Origin of the sequence: Antarctobacter heliothermus (assembly GCF_900188425.1) — a bacterium.
Lineage (GTDB): Bacteria > Pseudomonadota > Alphaproteobacteria > Rhodobacterales > Rhodobacteraceae > Antarctobacter > Antarctobacter heliothermus.
The window spans coordinates 48,390-64,360 of the sequence record NZ_FZON01000014.1 but is presented as its reverse complement, the minus strand read 5'-3'; the positions used below and the strand labels follow the sequence as shown (position 1 = coordinate 64,360).

The 15,971-nt window shown below is 65.2% G+C and carries 10 protein-coding genes; 5 read left to right on the top strand and 5 right to left on the bottom strand.

Annotation, left to right across the window (positions count from 1 at the left end):
- Positions 1-39: 39 nt before the first annotated feature.
- Positions 40-936: a hypothetical protein gene (locus tag CHB90_RS09560; protein WP_089277643.1), complete on the bottom strand. Its 897-nt coding sequence runs from the start codon at positions 934-936 to the stop codon at positions 40-42.
- 96 nt (positions 937-1,032) lie between these two features.
- Between CHB90_RS09560 and CHB90_RS09555 the strand changes: the two genes are divergently transcribed.
- The 3 genes from CHB90_RS09555 to CHB90_RS09545 are packed head-to-tail and all read left to right on the top strand — an operon-like array spanning position 1,033 to position 3,796.
- Positions 1,033-2,298 carry a hypothetical protein gene (locus tag CHB90_RS09555; protein WP_089277642.1) on the top strand — a complete coding sequence of 422 codons (1,266 nt, stop codon included), beginning with the start codon at positions 1,033-1,035 and terminating at the stop codon, positions 2,296-2,298.
- Positions 2,295-3,245: a hypothetical protein gene (locus CHB90_RS09550; RefSeq protein WP_141135839.1), complete on the top strand. Its 951-nt coding sequence runs from the start codon at positions 2,295-2,297 to the stop codon at positions 3,243-3,245. The genes CHB90_RS09555 and CHB90_RS09550 overlap by 4 nt, the downstream gene beginning before the upstream one ends.
- On the top strand, positions 3,242-3,796 hold the full coding sequence (locus CHB90_RS09545; RefSeq protein ID WP_141135838.1) for a hypothetical protein: 555 nt from the start codon (positions 3,242-3,244) through the stop codon (positions 3,794-3,796). Before CHB90_RS09550 ends, CHB90_RS09545 begins: the two co-directional genes overlap by 4 nt.
- Here CHB90_RS09545 and CHB90_RS09540 read toward each other — a convergent pair.
- The 4 genes from CHB90_RS09540 to CHB90_RS09525 are packed head-to-tail and all read right to left on the bottom strand — an operon-like array spanning position 3,717 to position 11,949.
- Entirely contained in the window at positions 3,717-4,895 is a 1,179-nt protein-coding gene (locus CHB90_RS09540; protein ID WP_089277639.1) for a hypothetical protein, read from the bottom strand. The genes CHB90_RS09545 and CHB90_RS09540 overlap by 80 nt on opposite strands.
- On the bottom strand, positions 4,892-7,357 hold the full coding sequence (locus CHB90_RS09535; RefSeq protein ID WP_089277638.1) for a vWA domain-containing protein: 2,466 nt from the start codon (positions 7,355-7,357) through the stop codon (positions 4,892-4,894). The genes CHB90_RS09540 and CHB90_RS09535 overlap by 4 nt, the downstream gene beginning before the upstream one ends.
- The gene (locus tag CHB90_RS09530) at positions 7,354-9,591 is read right to left on the bottom strand and encodes a hypothetical protein (RefSeq protein ID WP_089277637.1); all 2,238 of its coding nucleotides are present in this window, start codon (positions 9,589-9,591) and stop codon (positions 7,354-7,356) included. Before CHB90_RS09530 ends, CHB90_RS09535 begins: the two co-directional genes overlap by 4 nt.
- Before the next feature lie 42 nt (positions 9,592-9,633).
- Positions 9,634-11,949, bottom strand: a complete 2,316-nt coding sequence (locus tag CHB90_RS09525) for an ABC transporter ATP-binding protein/permease (RefSeq protein ID WP_170941020.1) — start codon at positions 11,947-11,949, stop codon at positions 9,634-9,636.
- A gap of 462 nt (positions 11,950-12,411) precedes the next feature.
- On the opposite strand from CHB90_RS09525, the gene CHB90_RS09520 reads away from it, so the two are divergent.
- Both CHB90_RS09520 and CHB90_RS09515 read left to right on the top strand, forming a co-directional pair.
- A complete protein-coding gene (locus CHB90_RS09520; protein WP_089277635.1) occupies positions 12,412-14,613 on the top strand; it encodes a DEAD/DEAH box helicase in 2,202 nt (733 codons plus the stop codon).
- A gap of 175 nt (positions 14,614-14,788) precedes the next feature.
- Positions 14,789-15,949, top strand: a complete 1,161-nt coding sequence (locus CHB90_RS09515) for a trans-sulfuration enzyme family protein (protein ID WP_089277679.1) — start codon at positions 14,789-14,791, stop codon at positions 15,947-15,949.
- The last annotated feature ends 22 nt before the right edge of the window (positions 15,950-15,971 follow it).

Below are 15,971 nucleotides of genomic sequence, written 5' to 3'. Positions count from 1 at the left end.
GCTAAATAACAACCAAGGCGCGCGGGATCTCCGCACGGCCTAGTTGCAAATGGACGGATCGACAAAGCCGAGACTGGTCAAAGAGGACAGATCCCTTTCCAGGCTGTCGACCACAACACTGATCTGCTTGTTCTGCTCTTCGGCACCGACCAGCGATTGTTGCAGTTGGGTCTGAAAGACCTCGACCACGGCCTCGCAGTTGTCAAAAGTCCGGTTGGTGCAGAATTCCTCACCGCGTGAGGCGAACCATTTCGAATATTCCAGCCGGCAAGAGGTGACTTGCCCCAACTTGTCGCTCAACTCATCGGCGCGGCCGCTCAGCGAGGATGCGCCGATATCGATCTGGATCAGCATGTCTTCGCCAATGCTGCAGGCCAGTTTGACCAGTTCATCGCCGTTCAGAGGCCGGTCGCTGAGCCCCAGCGACGGCATGGCATCGTATTCACGCTGAACCACGCCGGTCTCTCCGCTGAGGCAGCCAAACATCGCCTCCAGCGCAAGGCTGGAGATTGCGCAGGCGGGGCGATCCGAAAAGAAGGCGTCGAAGATGGCCAGCCGTTCCTTGTTGCGGGCAATGACACGGCTGGGTTCACGTGGGATCTGGCGTTTCTCGTCGATACAGGCCTGTAGGGTGACAAGCCCGGTTTCCGACGGCACCGGGCAGCTTGCCTCATCCGCGTCCGGCAGGGCGGTCATCGCGGTATCGCAAGCCTCCGTATTGTCGAGCAGGAACTTGGTCGAGGTGCAGGCCACCTGACAATAGTTCGGGCAGGTGGACAGCATATCGCCGGTTGAACACTGTTCGACGGCAAAACTCACCGGATCGGGAGTATCCTGCGCACGCGCAGGTCCGGCGCCCGCCACAACCCCGCTTGCGACCAGAAAAGGCACCAGAGAGGAACGGGAAATCAGGGAATGGAAGACGGAAAACGGCATAAGGGACGATCCAAAAATTGCTTTTCTCAGGGAGGCCTGAGACCTTGTCAAACGCGTGTCACCGTCCGAAGATACCCGTGGTCCCAAGGATAGCAAATGTTTTTTGATTTTGAGATTGAACCGAAACGGGCGGGGCTGCGCCGCCATGCCATCAGACGCATCCTGACATCAATGGTCTTGGTTTTCATGACATTGCAGGTAGCGCAGGCACAGGACGAGAGCCTTGATCCAGACCCCGTGCCGGGGCAGGTTGCGGACCCTGTCCCAACGCCCGAGCCTGACACTTTGCCGGATGCTGCGCCAGTCCCGGTGGTACCAGACCAGGAAGTTGTGCCGGGGCCGGTGTCCGCCGCGCCGCCTGCGCTGTGCGCCGAGGCGGGACTGTCGTCTGAGGACTGTCAGGACTTGCTCGGACAGTTCTCACTTCACCTGTATTGCGATATCAGCGCGGTTGAGGATGCGGACTGCCCGGCGTTCATTTCCGCCTACAGGATGCCGCCCGACTGCCGCGCCGCCAATCTGACCGTGCTTGGCTGCGTCGATTTTCTGTCGCGCCGCACGCTCTATTTCCGCGAACAGGTCAAGGGGCTGATTGCCCAGTGTTCCTTTGAGACGGATCAGGTTTGCGCCCCGGTCGAGGCGGATCTGCAAGCCAGGATTGCGGCGCTGGAAGCGGAGCTGGCAGAGGTGAGCGCGGACAACGTGGTTCTTGCGGCGGAGATCGACACGTTGACTGACGTCCGGGCGGATCTGGATGCACAGGTTGCCCGGCTGACGCAGGATGCGCAGGCGCGGATCGCTGAATTGGCCACGGCACAGGCGGCGCTGGACGAAGAACAGCTATCGGTGGGGGATGTGTGTCGGGCGGCAGCGGTGCGCCTCAATGCCCGCGCGCAAGAGGTGCTGTCCACCGCCGCGCCGACGCTGGACCAAACCGCTTGTGTGGCAAATCCGATTGCCGAGATCACGCGCTTTCTGACAGTGCTTTCGGCGGGCGGGGACCCTGCGGCCCCTCCGGCGGTCCCGGCCGAGACCCCGCCGACGCCACCTCTGGACCCCGATCCGGATGCCGCCCCGGACACTGATACAGACCGGTCGTGCGTGGCGGTGCCCGGCGCAGAGGATCTGATCGCTTTCGTGACCTCCGAGCCTGGGGTCTTTGGCGGGTTGGCGCCGGTGCGCTTTAACCGGCTGATCCGGGAATTGGCGGAGGGCAAACAGGCGCAGGAGACCGTCAATGCGGTCTGGCCCGACCCGATCGACGACATTGATGCCGCGTTGCCTTTTCTGGCGACCGACCTGCTGTGCAAGCAGTTCCCGGCCACCTGTCTGGCGGACAGTGGATTGGACCTGTGTCCGTGATCCGTGGCGCTGCGCTGGTGGCCTTGCTGCTTGGCGCGGCCCCGGCGGAGGCCCAACAATGCCCGGTGTTTCGCGTCGCCCCCTGCATCCCGATCCCGCCGGTCCAACCACAAGACCCATCCTGTTCCGGCCTGTGTGAGGATCTCAGCGAACAGATGCAGCGCGGGTGTTCAGCTGGCCCGGACCAACCCTATGCCGATACGGTCTATCTGCGGCGGTCTGGTCTGTTGGTCGGCACAGAGGCGGATCGGCGTGTCCTTGCGCTGGCGGCCCTTGCCGAAACGCTGGACGGGGTCGCGCCGCTGACCGCGCCGTTGATGGACAGCGACGATCCGGGCGTGCGCTATGCGGCGGGCTTGCAGGTGGCGCTGACGGCCCTGCGTGCCGGGCAGATCGCCGATCCCCGTTTTGCCGAGGCGCTGGAGATCATGGCAGCGGTCGAGGATCCCGGCGTGCCCCGCAGCGACCTGTTGTTCCTGCAAGCCACACTGGCCGAGGCTGAGGGCCGGGACAAGGACGCCCTTGCTCTGGCGCGCGCGGCTGCTGTGGCTGAGCCACGGTTCTTCAACGCGCTGGCGCTGCATGTGCGGCTGACGCTGGAGCAGGGGGAGCATCTGCGCGGCAGCGCCAGCCGGTTCGCCGGGGCCGAGGCGTGCAGCGCAGAGTTCACGCACCTGCTGACGGCGCTGGCGCGGATTGCGGATCTGGAGCCCTGTCCACGCGTGGCGGCGCATCTGGAATTGTACCTGTCCCGCGCGTTGCGTGCACCGGACAGCGCGCCCGGAATGCAGGCGGTGCAGGTCTACCTGGCGGTGCTATCGCGGCGCGCGTCTCTGGCGCAGGGCGCATTGGATGCGTTTTTGAACCCGCCTGTGCCGGTCTGCGCGGGCAGCGTCGCAGGTGAACTTGATGACCTGTTGCGGCTGCTGGATGAGGGGCAGCCGTGACGCGCCTACGGTCGCGTGCGCGGATGTTGGGCTGGATCGCATTGGTCGCCCTGACGCTGTTGGCGGTCTGGCAGGGCATCGGACCGGCGGCATTGCGGCCGGGCGGCTGGTTCGGGACACTGGCGGCGGGACTGGTGCTGGCGGTGGGGCTGTGGCCGGGCCGGAGTGCGCGCGCGCTGCCAGCGGCTGCGCTGGCAACCTTTCTTGGCGGGGTGCTGTTTTCCGTTTTACCGCAGATGCAGGGGCAGGGGGCGGCAGTGGTCCTGATGCTGGGCGCGGGCGGGGCGGCGTGCCTTTCTGCCTTTTTGTTCTTCGAGGGGCGGGGGGCTGTCGGTGTGGCGGTGTTGGGCGGCGCGCTGCATGTCGGTCTGATCGAGGTGCTGACCACCCCGCCCATGGCCTCTCCCTTTGCGCTCTGGCCGTGGTCCGCGCCGGGTCTGCTGGCCGTCTGGTTGGTGGTCGGGATCGGGATCAGTCTGATAGCGCCGCGTAGTGCCGCAGCGCCTCGGCGCGCAGCCAAAGATAATCCCCGGTCAGCCGGGTCCAGGTAAGCCGCAGGATCGGGTCAGGCGCGGCAAAGCGGCGGACCTCCAGCACCAGACCCGCCGCAACCCGGCTTTCACGGGTCCATTCCAGCCGGGGATCAAACACATTGGCGGGGCGGGGCGGGCAATCGGTACAGTCAAACGCCGTATCGGCCATCGCAAGGCGCATCAGGTCGGCGCATTGCCGGTCAGAGATCATCGGATGGCCGACGAGGCACAGTTCATACTCCGTCAACCGCTCACGAACCCGGCACAAGGATGAGACCAGCCGCCAGTCGTCTTCCAGCGTATCGCCGCCGCCGACCCGGCAGTTCTGAGCCGGGGTCGCCACGATCCAGTCCGCGCCGTCCTCCGGTGCCAGAGGCGCGAGCGCGGCAAGCATCCGGCTGGAGGCGCTGCGGGCGCGGGCCAGATCGGCGTGCAGGGGGGTGGCATAGGGCTGTGCCGGATCGCTCTTGCGGCAATTGTCCGGCGCTGTGCCCAGACAGGCCGACGCAAACCCCGGCAAGGACAGGGATAGTCCCGACAGGGCAGAAACGAAGGCGGGCAGCGGGCGATGCAGGTCGGCGGCCATGGCGCGCCGCTCGACCGTGGTTTGCAGCAACCGCCCGCCGCCCCAGCAGGCCGCGACAAGCAGCGCCAGCAGGATCAGACCACGCAACGCCCGCCGCAGCGGGTGCCGTCGCCGGGGCTGTGGTGGTGGTGGTGGGGACAGATCGGCCGGTTCGGGTGGCGGTAGCGGTGGCGCTGCGACAGTCTCCGACGCTGACCCCCCTGCCGCGCCGGATGTCCGCGTTGCCGCCAAGGCCGCCTCAAAGCTCTCGGCAGGGGGCCAGTGCTGTTCGGCCAATTGCAAACAGACCCGCAGATACGCCAATGCCGCGCCCAGCGTTTCCGGCTGTGCCTCCTCGGGGCGATGCTCCAGCGCCATCAACAACGGGCTATCCGCAGGCACCCCGGCGGAGAACACCGCCAGATCGAACGGCTCATCCGTATCCGTCTGCCGAAAGGTCAGATACCAGCCCAGCAGGTCGGCCCGCGCGCGGGAATACCGCGCCTGACTGCGGAACCTGTAGTAGGGCGGCGTGCCGACCGGGGCCGTCATTGGGTGCGGACCTCATCATAGGGGCGCGGCATGTAGTCCAGCGGCAGATAGATGGTCTGGACATTGCCGATCCCGATACGCGGCCAGATGTATTTGCGGCTAGTCAGATCGTCATAGTCCTGTTCGACCTGATCCCAGACCAGATCACCGGGCCGCCCGTCCGGCCCAATTTCGAACGGGCGTTCCACCCGCAGGTTGGAATCGATCAGCTTGAGCAGTTTGCGGGTGCGGCACGCCTCGCGCCGATAGGCCTCGACCCGGGTGCGGGTGGCTCTGGACAGGCTGCCAAGGTCCTGTCCCAGTTCAAATACGCCGTCCCCGAGAATGGTCCGGTTGACCAGCGGGATGTCGTCGCGGTTGTCGAAATAGGCAAAGTAAAGCGCGTTGTCGCGTGACAGCACATCGCCGGTCAGGATTTCGATCACCTCGCGCAGGGCGTTGGACAGCAGGCCCTCTGCGCCGGTGTCGTGCATCGACTTGCACAGGATGTCGAATTGTTCCGACAACAGCTTGACGTCGTTCGGGCTGATGGCGGCGAAGTAGTCCCAATCGTCCGACGTGCCGTCGGGCGGCACCGCGACATAGCCCTTGGCGGCCAATGTCCGCGCCTCGGCAGAGCCTTGGACGTCATCCAGATCAATGCCGTAGATCTTGCGCGCCGCCGCCACCAGCTGCGCGTAGCCGGGCGGATAGCGGTTCGATTCCGCCACGGTGCTTTCCTCACCGCTGAGCAGGATGCTGGCGATCTGGGTGCTGATCACGTCCTGCAATTCCGTCGCGCCGCGCAGTGATTGGCGGATGCGCAGGCGCGCCTCATCGTCGGATTGGCCGCCGCGCGCCGGGTCGTAGGTCAGTTGGGTGTCGATGCCCATTGGCACGCCGTCGATCCGGGTCCGGTTCAGCAGATCGCGGGTCTGGCTGACAAGATCGCCGTTCACCCCGGCGATGAATTCGCCCAGCACCGCGATCGGGACATACAACACGTTCTGCGCCGACATCAGCTCGACCAGCGCATCGGGCGCCGAACCCCGGTCGCCGTGATCGGCGATATGCACAACAATGCGCACGCCGTCAGAACGCCAATCGGCTGATGAAATCGCCTGATACAGCGCGGCAAAGGCGGCCTCTGGCTTGCCGCCCACCGGGTCGGCGATGAACAGATCGGCGGTTTGCAGCGGGTCAAACTCATCCCCGCCATAGATCTCTGTCAGTGGCACGGCGGTCTTGATCTGCATCGGCGCGCCGTGGTCCATCGCCCGGCTCGACAGGAAATCGCCATACATCACCGCGCCAAAGCGGTTGGTGGTCGAGGCGCGCGCAAGGGCGATGTCGGCCACCTCTTCGGCGACCATGGGAAAGTAGTCCGCCATCGACGCGGTCGCATCCATGACAAACAAGACGTCGACGGAATCCAGCAGGCTGATCTTGTCGACCACGCGATCGCCTCCGGTGTCGGAACACAGTTGGTTTTCACCACAGCGCGCGCCGATAAAGGCGATCTCCAGATGCGGTTCCTGCCGGGTTCCCAGCGTCGCCTCGGGCGCGCGGTTGTCCACCAGCACCGGGTATTTGTCGAAATCCTCACCGCCTGACAGCATCTCGTCCAGATTGGGTGGCACCACGGCCAGCGGTTCGGCGGCGGCGGTGCCGGGGGCTTCGGTCAGGATCGGGGCTGTCGCGCCCCGTTCGAAGAACGTGGTCAGGCGCGAGAACCAGACCGTTCCGGCGGTTTCCAGCACCCAGCCCTCGACCGTCTTCTGGTCCGGGCCGATCAGGACAAACAGCTCTTCGCCATCCGCTGAGGCCGCCACGTCCCAGACCTTGAAGACGGAAAAGATCGACAGATCGCTGTCCAGCCGCGCGCCCGTGTCGGGTGCCGAATAGCGCGCGACGGCAGTGCGGTCGGCGGGATCATCGGCGTTGGCGTTCCATGTCAGGAATTTGGTTTCGATCGGGTTGTCGGCAAAGCTGCCGTCGGGCTGGCGCATCTCTTCGCACAGCGCTTCAAAGCTGCCCAGTTCCTCTTTGCGGGCGCAATAGTCAGAGACGCTCATCGGATCCAGCGACGGGCAGGCGCGCCCCCGGTTCAGCGGCGTGATCGGACCGGTATCGCCCTGTGCCCCGCCCAGCAGGGCGGTGCGCGGCACCCAGCCGCAAAAGTTCTGACCCTCTTCGGCAAGGATCAGCACAAGGTCGTCCGTGCGGGCAAAGCATTTGACCGGCGTAAACGGCGGGATCACCGAGTCTGTCATCGGTTGCGGCGCAAGGCGTCCGGATTTGATCTGCTGGGCACGGACCGTGACGCTGTTGCCGCTGCGCGGATAGGCAGAGATCTTTTCGTATAGATCGGTCTGGCAAGTGCCAGAGGGGCTGACGAAACTGTCGGCTTGTTGGGCGGTCGCGGCCAGGGGGAGCGCAATCAGCGCCGAGACGGCAGAAACAAGGGGGAACAGGCGGATCATTGCAGGTCTCCGAAGAGATAAGGGGCGAGAGTTTCGAGGGCGTGAAACAGTTCCAACTGGTTCGCGACATCGGGGGTCAGAACCCAGTGGGCCAGACCGCTGCCATCGTCGGGACAGCGCGTGGCCAGCCGTTCGGCGGCTGCGGCAAATGTTTCGGTCCCCGTTGGGTTGATCAGCGCCGCCTGTACCGGCTTTGACAGATTGAAAGTGGCCTGCTGGCTGAGGAAATCGATCACCAGAGATCCGCGCCGACTGCGGTCCGGCAAGGCGGGGGGCGTGGCACAGTAGTCGGTGCCTGCGTCCAGTCCGCTGCGCCCGAGAATGACAAAACGGGGCGGGGCGGCGGTGGACCCAGCGAGCGCCTTCAGTTCGTTCTCCAGGTTCAGCGGACCAACCTCACCTGGGTTCAAGGTCTTTGCGGCGCGCAGCGCACTGTCGGCGGTCAGGGGTTCGGGCGGCAGAAATCCCTTGTCCACACCTCCAGCCGCCTGCAACAGGAACAGATCCTCGACCCGCCGGGCAAAGACGGCCTGTGCGGAACTGGCAAGGATGCTCAGCGCCGACATCATGTCGCGCCCGCCACGGTCATGGGTCCAACCCGGATACAGGTCCGGACGCAGCGGCATGCCGTTTGTGTCCTCCAGTCCGGTGGCGTTGTAGAGCAGGACAAAGACCGGCCGCGCGGTGCTGGTCAGCGCCGCATCGGCAAAAATCACGCGACCGTCCTCGGTCACGGAGACAGGCAGGTCAGACGTGTCGGACACGTCCGCCAGTGGCAGGTCGGTTTCGGGGAAACGTCCGCCCCAGGACAGGCTGCAACTGGAGGGTTGCGGCCGGGCGTCGGCGTAGGGCCTGACCTCTGCCGGGGCGAACAGGCGCAGACTCAACTCTCGCAGCGGCATCGTCATGACGGGGGCCGTGCTGTCGCTGGACAGGGTGAACCGGCCATAGACCTCTTCGCCGTCGGGGCCGACGATCGCGCTTTTCAGGTCGATCTCCAGTGGCAGGCGGAGCGAGGGGTGATCAGGATGGGAAATCTCGACCTCGGGGACGCAGTTGGCGACGATGGCGCTGCCAGGCGGGTCCGCCAGCAGCAGGTCGACCCCGGCCAGCAGGCGGGGCGGCGGAGGGGGCGGCGCACGCAGGACAAGGCGATAGCCGCGCTCTGCCACCTCGATGGCATAGGCCTGCAATCCTGCGTCCAGCACGCCGAAGCCGATCAGTTGTGCAACCGCAGCCTCGCGGCCCTCTGCTCCGCTGTGCAGGGCCTCCAGCGCGGCGTGAATGGCGCGCTTGTCCTCCGGGCTGTGGCCTTCGGCGCGCTCTGCGAGTCGGACGCTGTCCAGTAGGATCACCTCACCCTCGGGGCCGATCAACGTGACTGAAAGCCTTTCATCCACAAAGACAGCGGGATCGTCGTTCGGTTTTGGCACGGTTGTGCCGGTTGCGATCACCGGGTCAGGGGCAGGATCAGGATCACGGACAAGGTCGGGCACCGGAGGCGCAATCGGCTGCACCGGGCCGCTGGCGGCCAGAAGCCGGGCCTTGAAGTCGCTCAGATAGGCCTCGCACCCGGTGTCGCAGGTCACGGCAACCAGTTGCCGCCCCTTGCCCTGCCGCAGGTCAAGCGCCATCCACGCCCACTCGCCCTTGGTGAGCGTCTCTTCCTTTTGGCTGGCGATGTAGGGCGCAACGCTGAAATCGGCAAAGGCATCGGCTTGGGGTGTCAACGTGCCGGCGCCGCCGCGCAGATCCGGGTGGATCAGCAGGGGGCCGACGCTCATCCGGGCATTTGTTTCGGTGATTGAGGGGCCTTCGAGAAAGGCCAGGCCGAACACTCCCGTGTTGAAGGCAAAGACCGACACCGGCATCGGTTTGCCGTCGCGGCGCGGCAGTTCCTCCAGGCTCTTGTCGGTCCGCAGGATGCCGGTGACCTCTATGCAGCCTTCGTGCCGGAACGCGCCGGTGGTGTTGAAATCCACCGGGTCACGCTGGCGTTCTGCCTGATGCCCGAAAAAGCCGGAAAATGCCGGAGCCGCTTCGGGGGACGGCGGCGCGAGGGGATCGAACAGCGGGGTCTCGTCCCGCAACAGGCGCATGGCGGACAGACCGCCTGTCAGACGGCTTTCGGCATAGGCGACCAGCACCGCGTCACAGACCGGCGGTTCCTGGGCGTGCAGCGCGCCCCCGGACAGACCCAGCCAAAAGAGGATCGCAAACCTCGGATGTTTCATGACCTCTGTTTCTCCTCGCGGTGCAGTGCGCCCGTCCCAGCGTCACACGCCTTGCAGTTTCTGTCCAATGTCACGGTGGCTGCGCCACCAGTGTACCACCACCAGCAGACCGATCGTCAGCACCAGCCCATAGGCCAACCCAACGGCCTGTGCGGTCTGGACAACCGACCAGTCCAGCCAGTCGGGGGCCAGATCCCAGACCCGCGCAATGCGTGCCGCCAGCAGTTGATGGCTGACCACCAGAACGAAACCGGCCGCGATGGTGGCGACCAGAGTGATCACCAGCAGTTCCAGCAGCATCAGGAACACGATGTGGCCCAGCCGATAGCCCACGGCGCGCATGATGCTGAGAAAGCGTTCATTCGAGACGATGAAGGCCTGCACCGACAGGGCAACCGCAATGGCGATGGAGATGGACATGGCCGTCATGACGGCAAACAGCAGGTTGCGGCTGCCCAGCGCAATGCTCAGCAACCGCCGCACCTGCGCCAGCGCGTCATCGTTCAGTTTGTACCCAGGGCCGTGGATCTGGTCATATAGCTCGGGCCGGTCGGCACATGCGTCGATGGTGCAGAACAGCTTTTCCGCATAATCCGCATCGAAATACAGCGCCGCGCTGTCAAAAGGCGGCCAGCTGTTGCCCCAGTGATTGGGGCGGACGTCGGGGGATTTCATCAGCCGTAGATAGGCGTCGTTGGTCATCGCGATTTCGGCGCTCAGCACGGATGATCCGGGAATTTCGGCGATCAGCCCGGCAATGCGCACCGGCTTGAGCAACCTTTCGGTGCCGAAACAGAACTGGTCCGGCACAGGATCGCCCGGGTCTATGCCGAAGCGACGCTTTAGGAAATCCGGGGTGACAAAGGCGGCATCGCGCAGGTCGGGCTTGTCGACGGACCCGATGGCTTTGGGCGGCCCGTCTGCGGACCTGACCGGCAGGCCGCGGAACAGCGGCTCTGCGTGGTCAAAGACCACAAGCACCGCATTGCCCGCGCGGTTGCGCGCCCCGTCACAGTCCACTTGCAGGTCCGCCGCGCGCACGCTCAGCTCCAGCCGCCTGCCAAAGACCTGCGGCGGTCGCGCGCCGTCCGCGATTTCTGGCGCAAACCGGGCGGCAAGATCGCTTTCGATCTGTCGCACCGCGCGCAGCGACAGCAGGTCCTCGGCCGTGCTGTCCACGTCTCCGAACCGTTCCAACGTGTAGTGTGACACCTCTGGTCGCGACAGATCGCGGGCGAATTTCGCATCCAGAACCGCGGTCCCGAACAGCGTGGCATAGGCCGCAAGGATACCCAGCAGGATGATCAGCGCAAAGGTCGGGCGGGTGAACTGGAACGGTCCGCCCCAGACCCGCCGCGACATGCGCCGCAGCCAGCCCGGCGGGTTCAGGTCTGCGGGCTGGCGCGGGAATAGCTCTGCCAAGACAAAGCGCCAGATAAACCGCACAGTTCCGAACAGGTTGAACCGCGCAGGTGTGGGCGTTTCCCTTGGAGCGCCGTTGGCGTTGCGCCGCTCTGCGCGCGCAGGGTTCAGAACAAGACCGTTCCGGTCGAACAAGCGGTCGTCAAGCGCGGGCAGATCCGCCCCCTGCGCCTTGAGTCCATCCAGCGCCGCGCGTCGTGCCGCGATGTCGTGGACCGGGGGCAACGTCAGCGGCGCGCCGTCCCGCGACAGCACGCGGCCCTTGTCGACGCACAGCACGGCATCGGCAATCTCTAGCGCCAGGGGTTCGTCATGTGTGACCCAGATCACCGTCGCGCCGCTGTCCAGCGCCCAGCCGCGCAAGTGCTCCATGATCCGTCGCGCGGTTGCGGCGTCCAGGCTGCTGGTCGGTTCATCGCAAAAGATCACGCGCGGGTCGGCGGCCAGGGCGCGGGCCACGGCGATACGCTGCTGCTGGCCACCGGACAGGTCTGACACGCGCATGTCGCGCAGGCCACGGGCCTTGTCGTCCGGGCCAAGCAGTCCGAATTCTGTCATCAGCCCTGCAAAGCGCGCGGCGTCCAGCCGAGGCCGGGTCAGGGCGCGCGCCATATCGACATTCAGCCCGACCGACAGGCTCTTCATCAGGTAGGATTCCTGAAAGACAAAACTGACCGTGCCCGGTTTTGGTCGCGCCCCAGCCAGCAGATCGGCGCTGTCCTCGCCGCCCGGCAACAGGCGCAATTGTGACCCGTCGGCCCCGGCGGACACCAGGTTGGGGGCCTTGAGACCGCTCAGCACACTCAAAAGCGTCGATTTGCCAGAGCCTGACCGCCCTATGACGGCCACGATGCCGGGGCCGGTGATGTCCAGTGAGTCGATGTAGATGCCGCTGAAACCGGGCTGATCCCGGCCCTGCGCCGTGCGATAGACCATGCCGGTCTGTCTGCAAATCGCTACGCGGTTTGGCACCTGAAACCTGTTTGTTTGAAATGACCTGCACATGACTAAACCGTGTTCAGGTCGGGCGTGCAAGGGCGCAGGCCCGGCGGAGCGACCCCAGAGGGCAGGGCGGCACAGCCGACCGCCTCGCGGGTGCATGGCGCACAGGCGCAGCGACAACGGCAAATCCGCGATGGTTTCGAACCCGGCGCACTGGGCGCTGGACGGCGTCCGAAATCGGTGCATAGTGTTGCCAGACGGATCGCCGCTCAGGTCCGGTCAACGCCCCTTGCGGGCCACTTGTCGGCGCTCTTGCTTGGGCGCGGCAAGAAAAGCGCGTGTATTCCCCGTTCAGCCATGTACTTCTTTGCAGGTTTGGCCTATAGGTGCGGGTCTTGTGCCGTCGCGGCGCTGTCTCCGGCACATGCTGCCGCTTTTCCATGGAATTTCCCTACTATGATCTCTTCCCTGTCCGAGGCGCTCGCTGAGCGTGGTTTCGACAAATTGACCCCTGTTCAAGAGGCCGTGATTGCGCCGGAACTGGCGGCGTCGGACCTGCTGGTCTCGGCGCAGACCGGATCGGGCAAGACCGTGGGCTTTGGCCTTGCCATCGCACCCACCCTGCTGGGCGATGCGACATCGTTTGACCGCGCGGCAGAGCCGCTGGCGCTGGTCATCGCGCCAACCCGTGAACTGGCCTTTCAGGTCAAACAGGAACTGGCGTGGCTGTATGCCCGCACCGGCGCGGTGGTCACCTCCTGCGTTGGCGGCATGGACATGCGCGACGAACGGCGCGCCCTGTCGCGCGGCGCGCATATCGTTGTCGGCACCCCCGGCCGCCTCAAGGACCACATCCTGCGCGGATCGCTGGATCTCAGCGGGCTGAAGGCGGCGGTGCTGGACGAAGCGGATGAGATGCTGGATCTCGGGTTTCATGAGGATCTGGAATATATTCTGGGGGAATCCCCGGAAGAGCGGCGCACGCTGCTGTTCTCGGCCACCGTGCCGCCGACCATCGTCAAGCTGGCCGAGCAGTATCAGCGTGACGCGCAGCGGATCAGCACGCTCACCGGCACCACGCAGCACGCGGATATTGCCTATCAGGCGATCCGTGTCGCGGCGTCGGACAGCGAACATGCGATTTTCAACTTGCTGCGCTTTCACCATGATCAAAGCGCCATCGTCTTTGCCAACACCCGCGCGGCGGTGAACCATCTGTCGGCGCGGCTGGGCAACCGGGGGCTGGCCACGGTCAGCCTGTCGGGGGAACTCAGCCAGACGGAACGCACCCATGCGTTGCAGGCGATGCGCGACGGGCGCGCGCGGGTTTGCGTGGCCACCGATGTGGCCGCGCGCGGCATCGACCTGCCGAACCTGAACCTTGTGATCCACGCCGACCTGCCCAGCAACACCGAAAGCCTGCTGCACCGCTCTGGCCGCACGGGCCGCGCCGGGCGCAAGGGGATCTCGGCGCTGATCGTGCCGGTACGGGCCGCCAAAAAGGCAGAGCGCCTGCTGAAATGGGCCAAGATCAACGCCGAATGGGTCGAGGCGCCTTCGCCCGAGGACATCCAGCGTCAGGACGAAGACCGGTTATTGAACGATCCCGCGTGGGATGAGCCGGTGACAGAGCACCAGAGCGCCTTTGCGGCCAAGCTGCTGGACCGTCACAGCCCCGAAGTGATCGCCGCCGCCTATCTGCGCCTGTACCAGTCGCGCCATGCCGCCGCTGAGGAACTGTTGCCGGCGGATGCGAAACCGGCACGCTCTGCCGAGCGCAGCTTTGGCCCCAGCCGCTGGATTTCATTGTCGGTTGGTCGCGGCGACCGGGCAGAGGCGCGCTGGCTGTTGCCCTTGCTGTGCCGGGCCGGTGATCTGGACAAGAACGACATCGGCGCGATCCGCGTGCAGGACAGTGAGACCTACGTGGAATTGCTGGCCGCCAAGGTCGACGGCTTTCTGTCGGGACTGGGCGCGGATGCCACGCTGGAAGACGGGATTACCGTGCGCGCCATGGACAAGGCCCCGGATCTGACGCCGCAGCGTCGCGGACCCAAACCCGATGGTGCGGGGCCGCGTCCCAAGCGCGATTTCGGCAGCGATGACAAGCCGCGCAAGCCCCGTCCGCCGCGCGACGGGGATGCCGCACCGGCGCCGCGCAGGGAACGGGCTGAGGCCCCGGACCGTCCCAGACCGGCAGCCCGGCCCAGCCAAGGTGACAAGCCGACGTATGGTGACAAGCCGAAATATGGCGAAAAACCCAGGTACGGGGACAAGCCGAAATCCGGAGACAAGCCCAAGTATGAGGGCAAACCGAGATCTGAGGGTAAGCCCAAGTACGAAGGCAAACCCAAATACGAGGGCAAGCCCCGGCAAGAGGCAGGCTCATCCGCACCGGGGCAATCGCGCTCTCGGGATCAGGACGCGAGCGGACCGGCCAAGTTCAAGGCCAGACCCAGCCCCGCCGGAAAGCCTGGCCATAAATCCACTGGCCCCAAGCCCTTTGGCGCCAAGCCAAAGGGACCGGGCAAGGGCAAACCAGCCGGCGCCGGGGATGCAAGCAACACCTCCAAGCGGTTCACGCCAAAGAAACCGGGCAAACCGGCGGGCAAACCGCGCGAGGGTGGCTTTGACACGCCGCGGCGCGGCAAACGCTGAACCAGTCCGCCATCGACCCGCCGCGTCGGGGCGATGGCGCGCCCTGACGGGCTAAAAGGTGCCGCCTGCCATTGGGTGAGGCGGCGCAAATCCGCGTTTCGGCTCTTGCAAGCGGCGTGGCATCGCGCGATGCCGTTGCACCAGAGACGACTTTCAGATGACGGATACCAACCCCATGACCGATCACAGCAACCGCAAACACTCTCTTGTCACCCGTGTCGCGCAGGCCCTGCACGTCATCGAACCTGAGACAGGGGCGGTTGTGCCATCGATCCAGCCCGCGGCCACCTATGCGCGGGACGAAAACTATGCGGTGCGCAAACCGTATTGGTATCGCCGCGACGGCAACCAGACGACCAGTCAGGCAGAAGCGATCATTGCCGAGCTGGAAAACGCCAAGGAGTGTTTCCTGTTCGCCTCCGGCATGTCGGCCTGCACCGCCGTGATCGAACAGCTGCCGACCGGCGCGCATGTGGTTGTGCCGCGTGTGATGTACCACGGCGTGCTGTACCAGATTCAGACCTATGCGGCGAAGGGACGGATCAGCGTCAGCTACTACACCGCCGGAAACCTTGATGAACTGGCGGCCGCGGTCAAACCGGGCGAAACTCGGCTGGTCTGGGTCGAGACGCCCAACAACCCCAATTGGGAAGTCACCGACATTGCCGCCGCCGCCGAGATCGCCCATGCCGCCGGGGCCAAGCTGTTGACCGACTGCACCGCGACACCGCCCAACATGACTCGCGCGCTGGATCTGGGGGCGGATTATTCGTTCCATTCGGCGACCAAGTTCCTGAACGGTCATTCGGATTGCACCGCCGGGGCACTGTCGGTCAAGGAGGTCGATCAGGACTGGGAAGACATCTACATGGTGCGCAAACTGCAAGGCACGGTGTTGCAGTCGCATGATGCCTGGCTGCTGATCCGGGGGATGCGCACGCTGTATCTGCGGGTCGAAAAATCCTGCAAGAACGCCATGGCGATTGCCAAACATTTCGAAGGGCACAAGCACATCAGTGCGGTGCTGTATCCGGGCCTGCCCTCTGATCCGGGCCATGAAGTGGCCAAGCGCCAGACCGACGGGCAATTTGGCGGCATGTTGTCGATCCTGATCGACGGGACAGAGCAGAATGCCATCGACGTGGCCCGGTTCTGCGAATTGTTCTACCCCGCGACCTCGCTGGGCGGGGTCGAAAGCCTGATCGAACACCGCAAGACCGTGTCCGGTGAGGGGTTTCCCGTCGACGCGCGCCTGTTGCGCCTGTCCGCCGGGATCGAAGACCCCGACGACCTGATCTATGATCTGGAACAGGCGATTGCTCGGGCGTTTGGCTAGGGACAGAGCGCTGCGCGCGGGA

What these genes read in the sequence shown, in the direction of transcription:
- CHB90_RS09560 (WP_089277643.1), bottom strand. Translation starts at nt 936, where the DNA reads ATGCCGTTTTCCGTCTTCCATTCCCTGATTTCCCGTTCCTCTCTGGTG.
- CHB90_RS09555 (WP_089277642.1), top strand. Translation starts at nt 1,033, where the DNA reads ATGTTTTTTGATTTTGAGATTGAACCGAAACGGGCGGGGCTGCGCCGC.
- CHB90_RS09540 (WP_089277639.1), bottom strand. Translation starts at nt 4,895, where the DNA reads ATGACGGCCCCGGTCGGCACGCCGCCCTACTACAGGTTCCGCAGTCAG.
- CHB90_RS09535 (WP_089277638.1), bottom strand. Translation starts at nt 7,357, where the DNA reads ATGATCCGCCTGTTCCCCCTTGTTTCTGCCGTCTCGGCGCTGATTGCG.
- CHB90_RS09530 (WP_089277637.1), bottom strand. Translation starts at nt 9,591, where the DNA reads ATGAAACATCCGAGGTTTGCGATCCTCTTTTGGCTGGGTCTGTCCGGG.
- CHB90_RS09525 (WP_170941020.1), bottom strand. Translation starts at nt 11,949, where the DNA reads ATGGTCTATCGCACGGCGCAGGGCCGGGATCAGCCCGGTTTCAGCGGC.
- CHB90_RS09520 (WP_089277635.1), top strand. Translation starts at nt 12,412, where the DNA reads ATGATCTCTTCCCTGTCCGAGGCGCTCGCTGAGCGTGGTTTCGACAAA.
- CHB90_RS09515 (WP_089277679.1), top strand. Translation starts at nt 14,789, where the DNA reads ATGACCGATCACAGCAACCGCAAACACTCTCTTGTCACCCGTGTCGCG.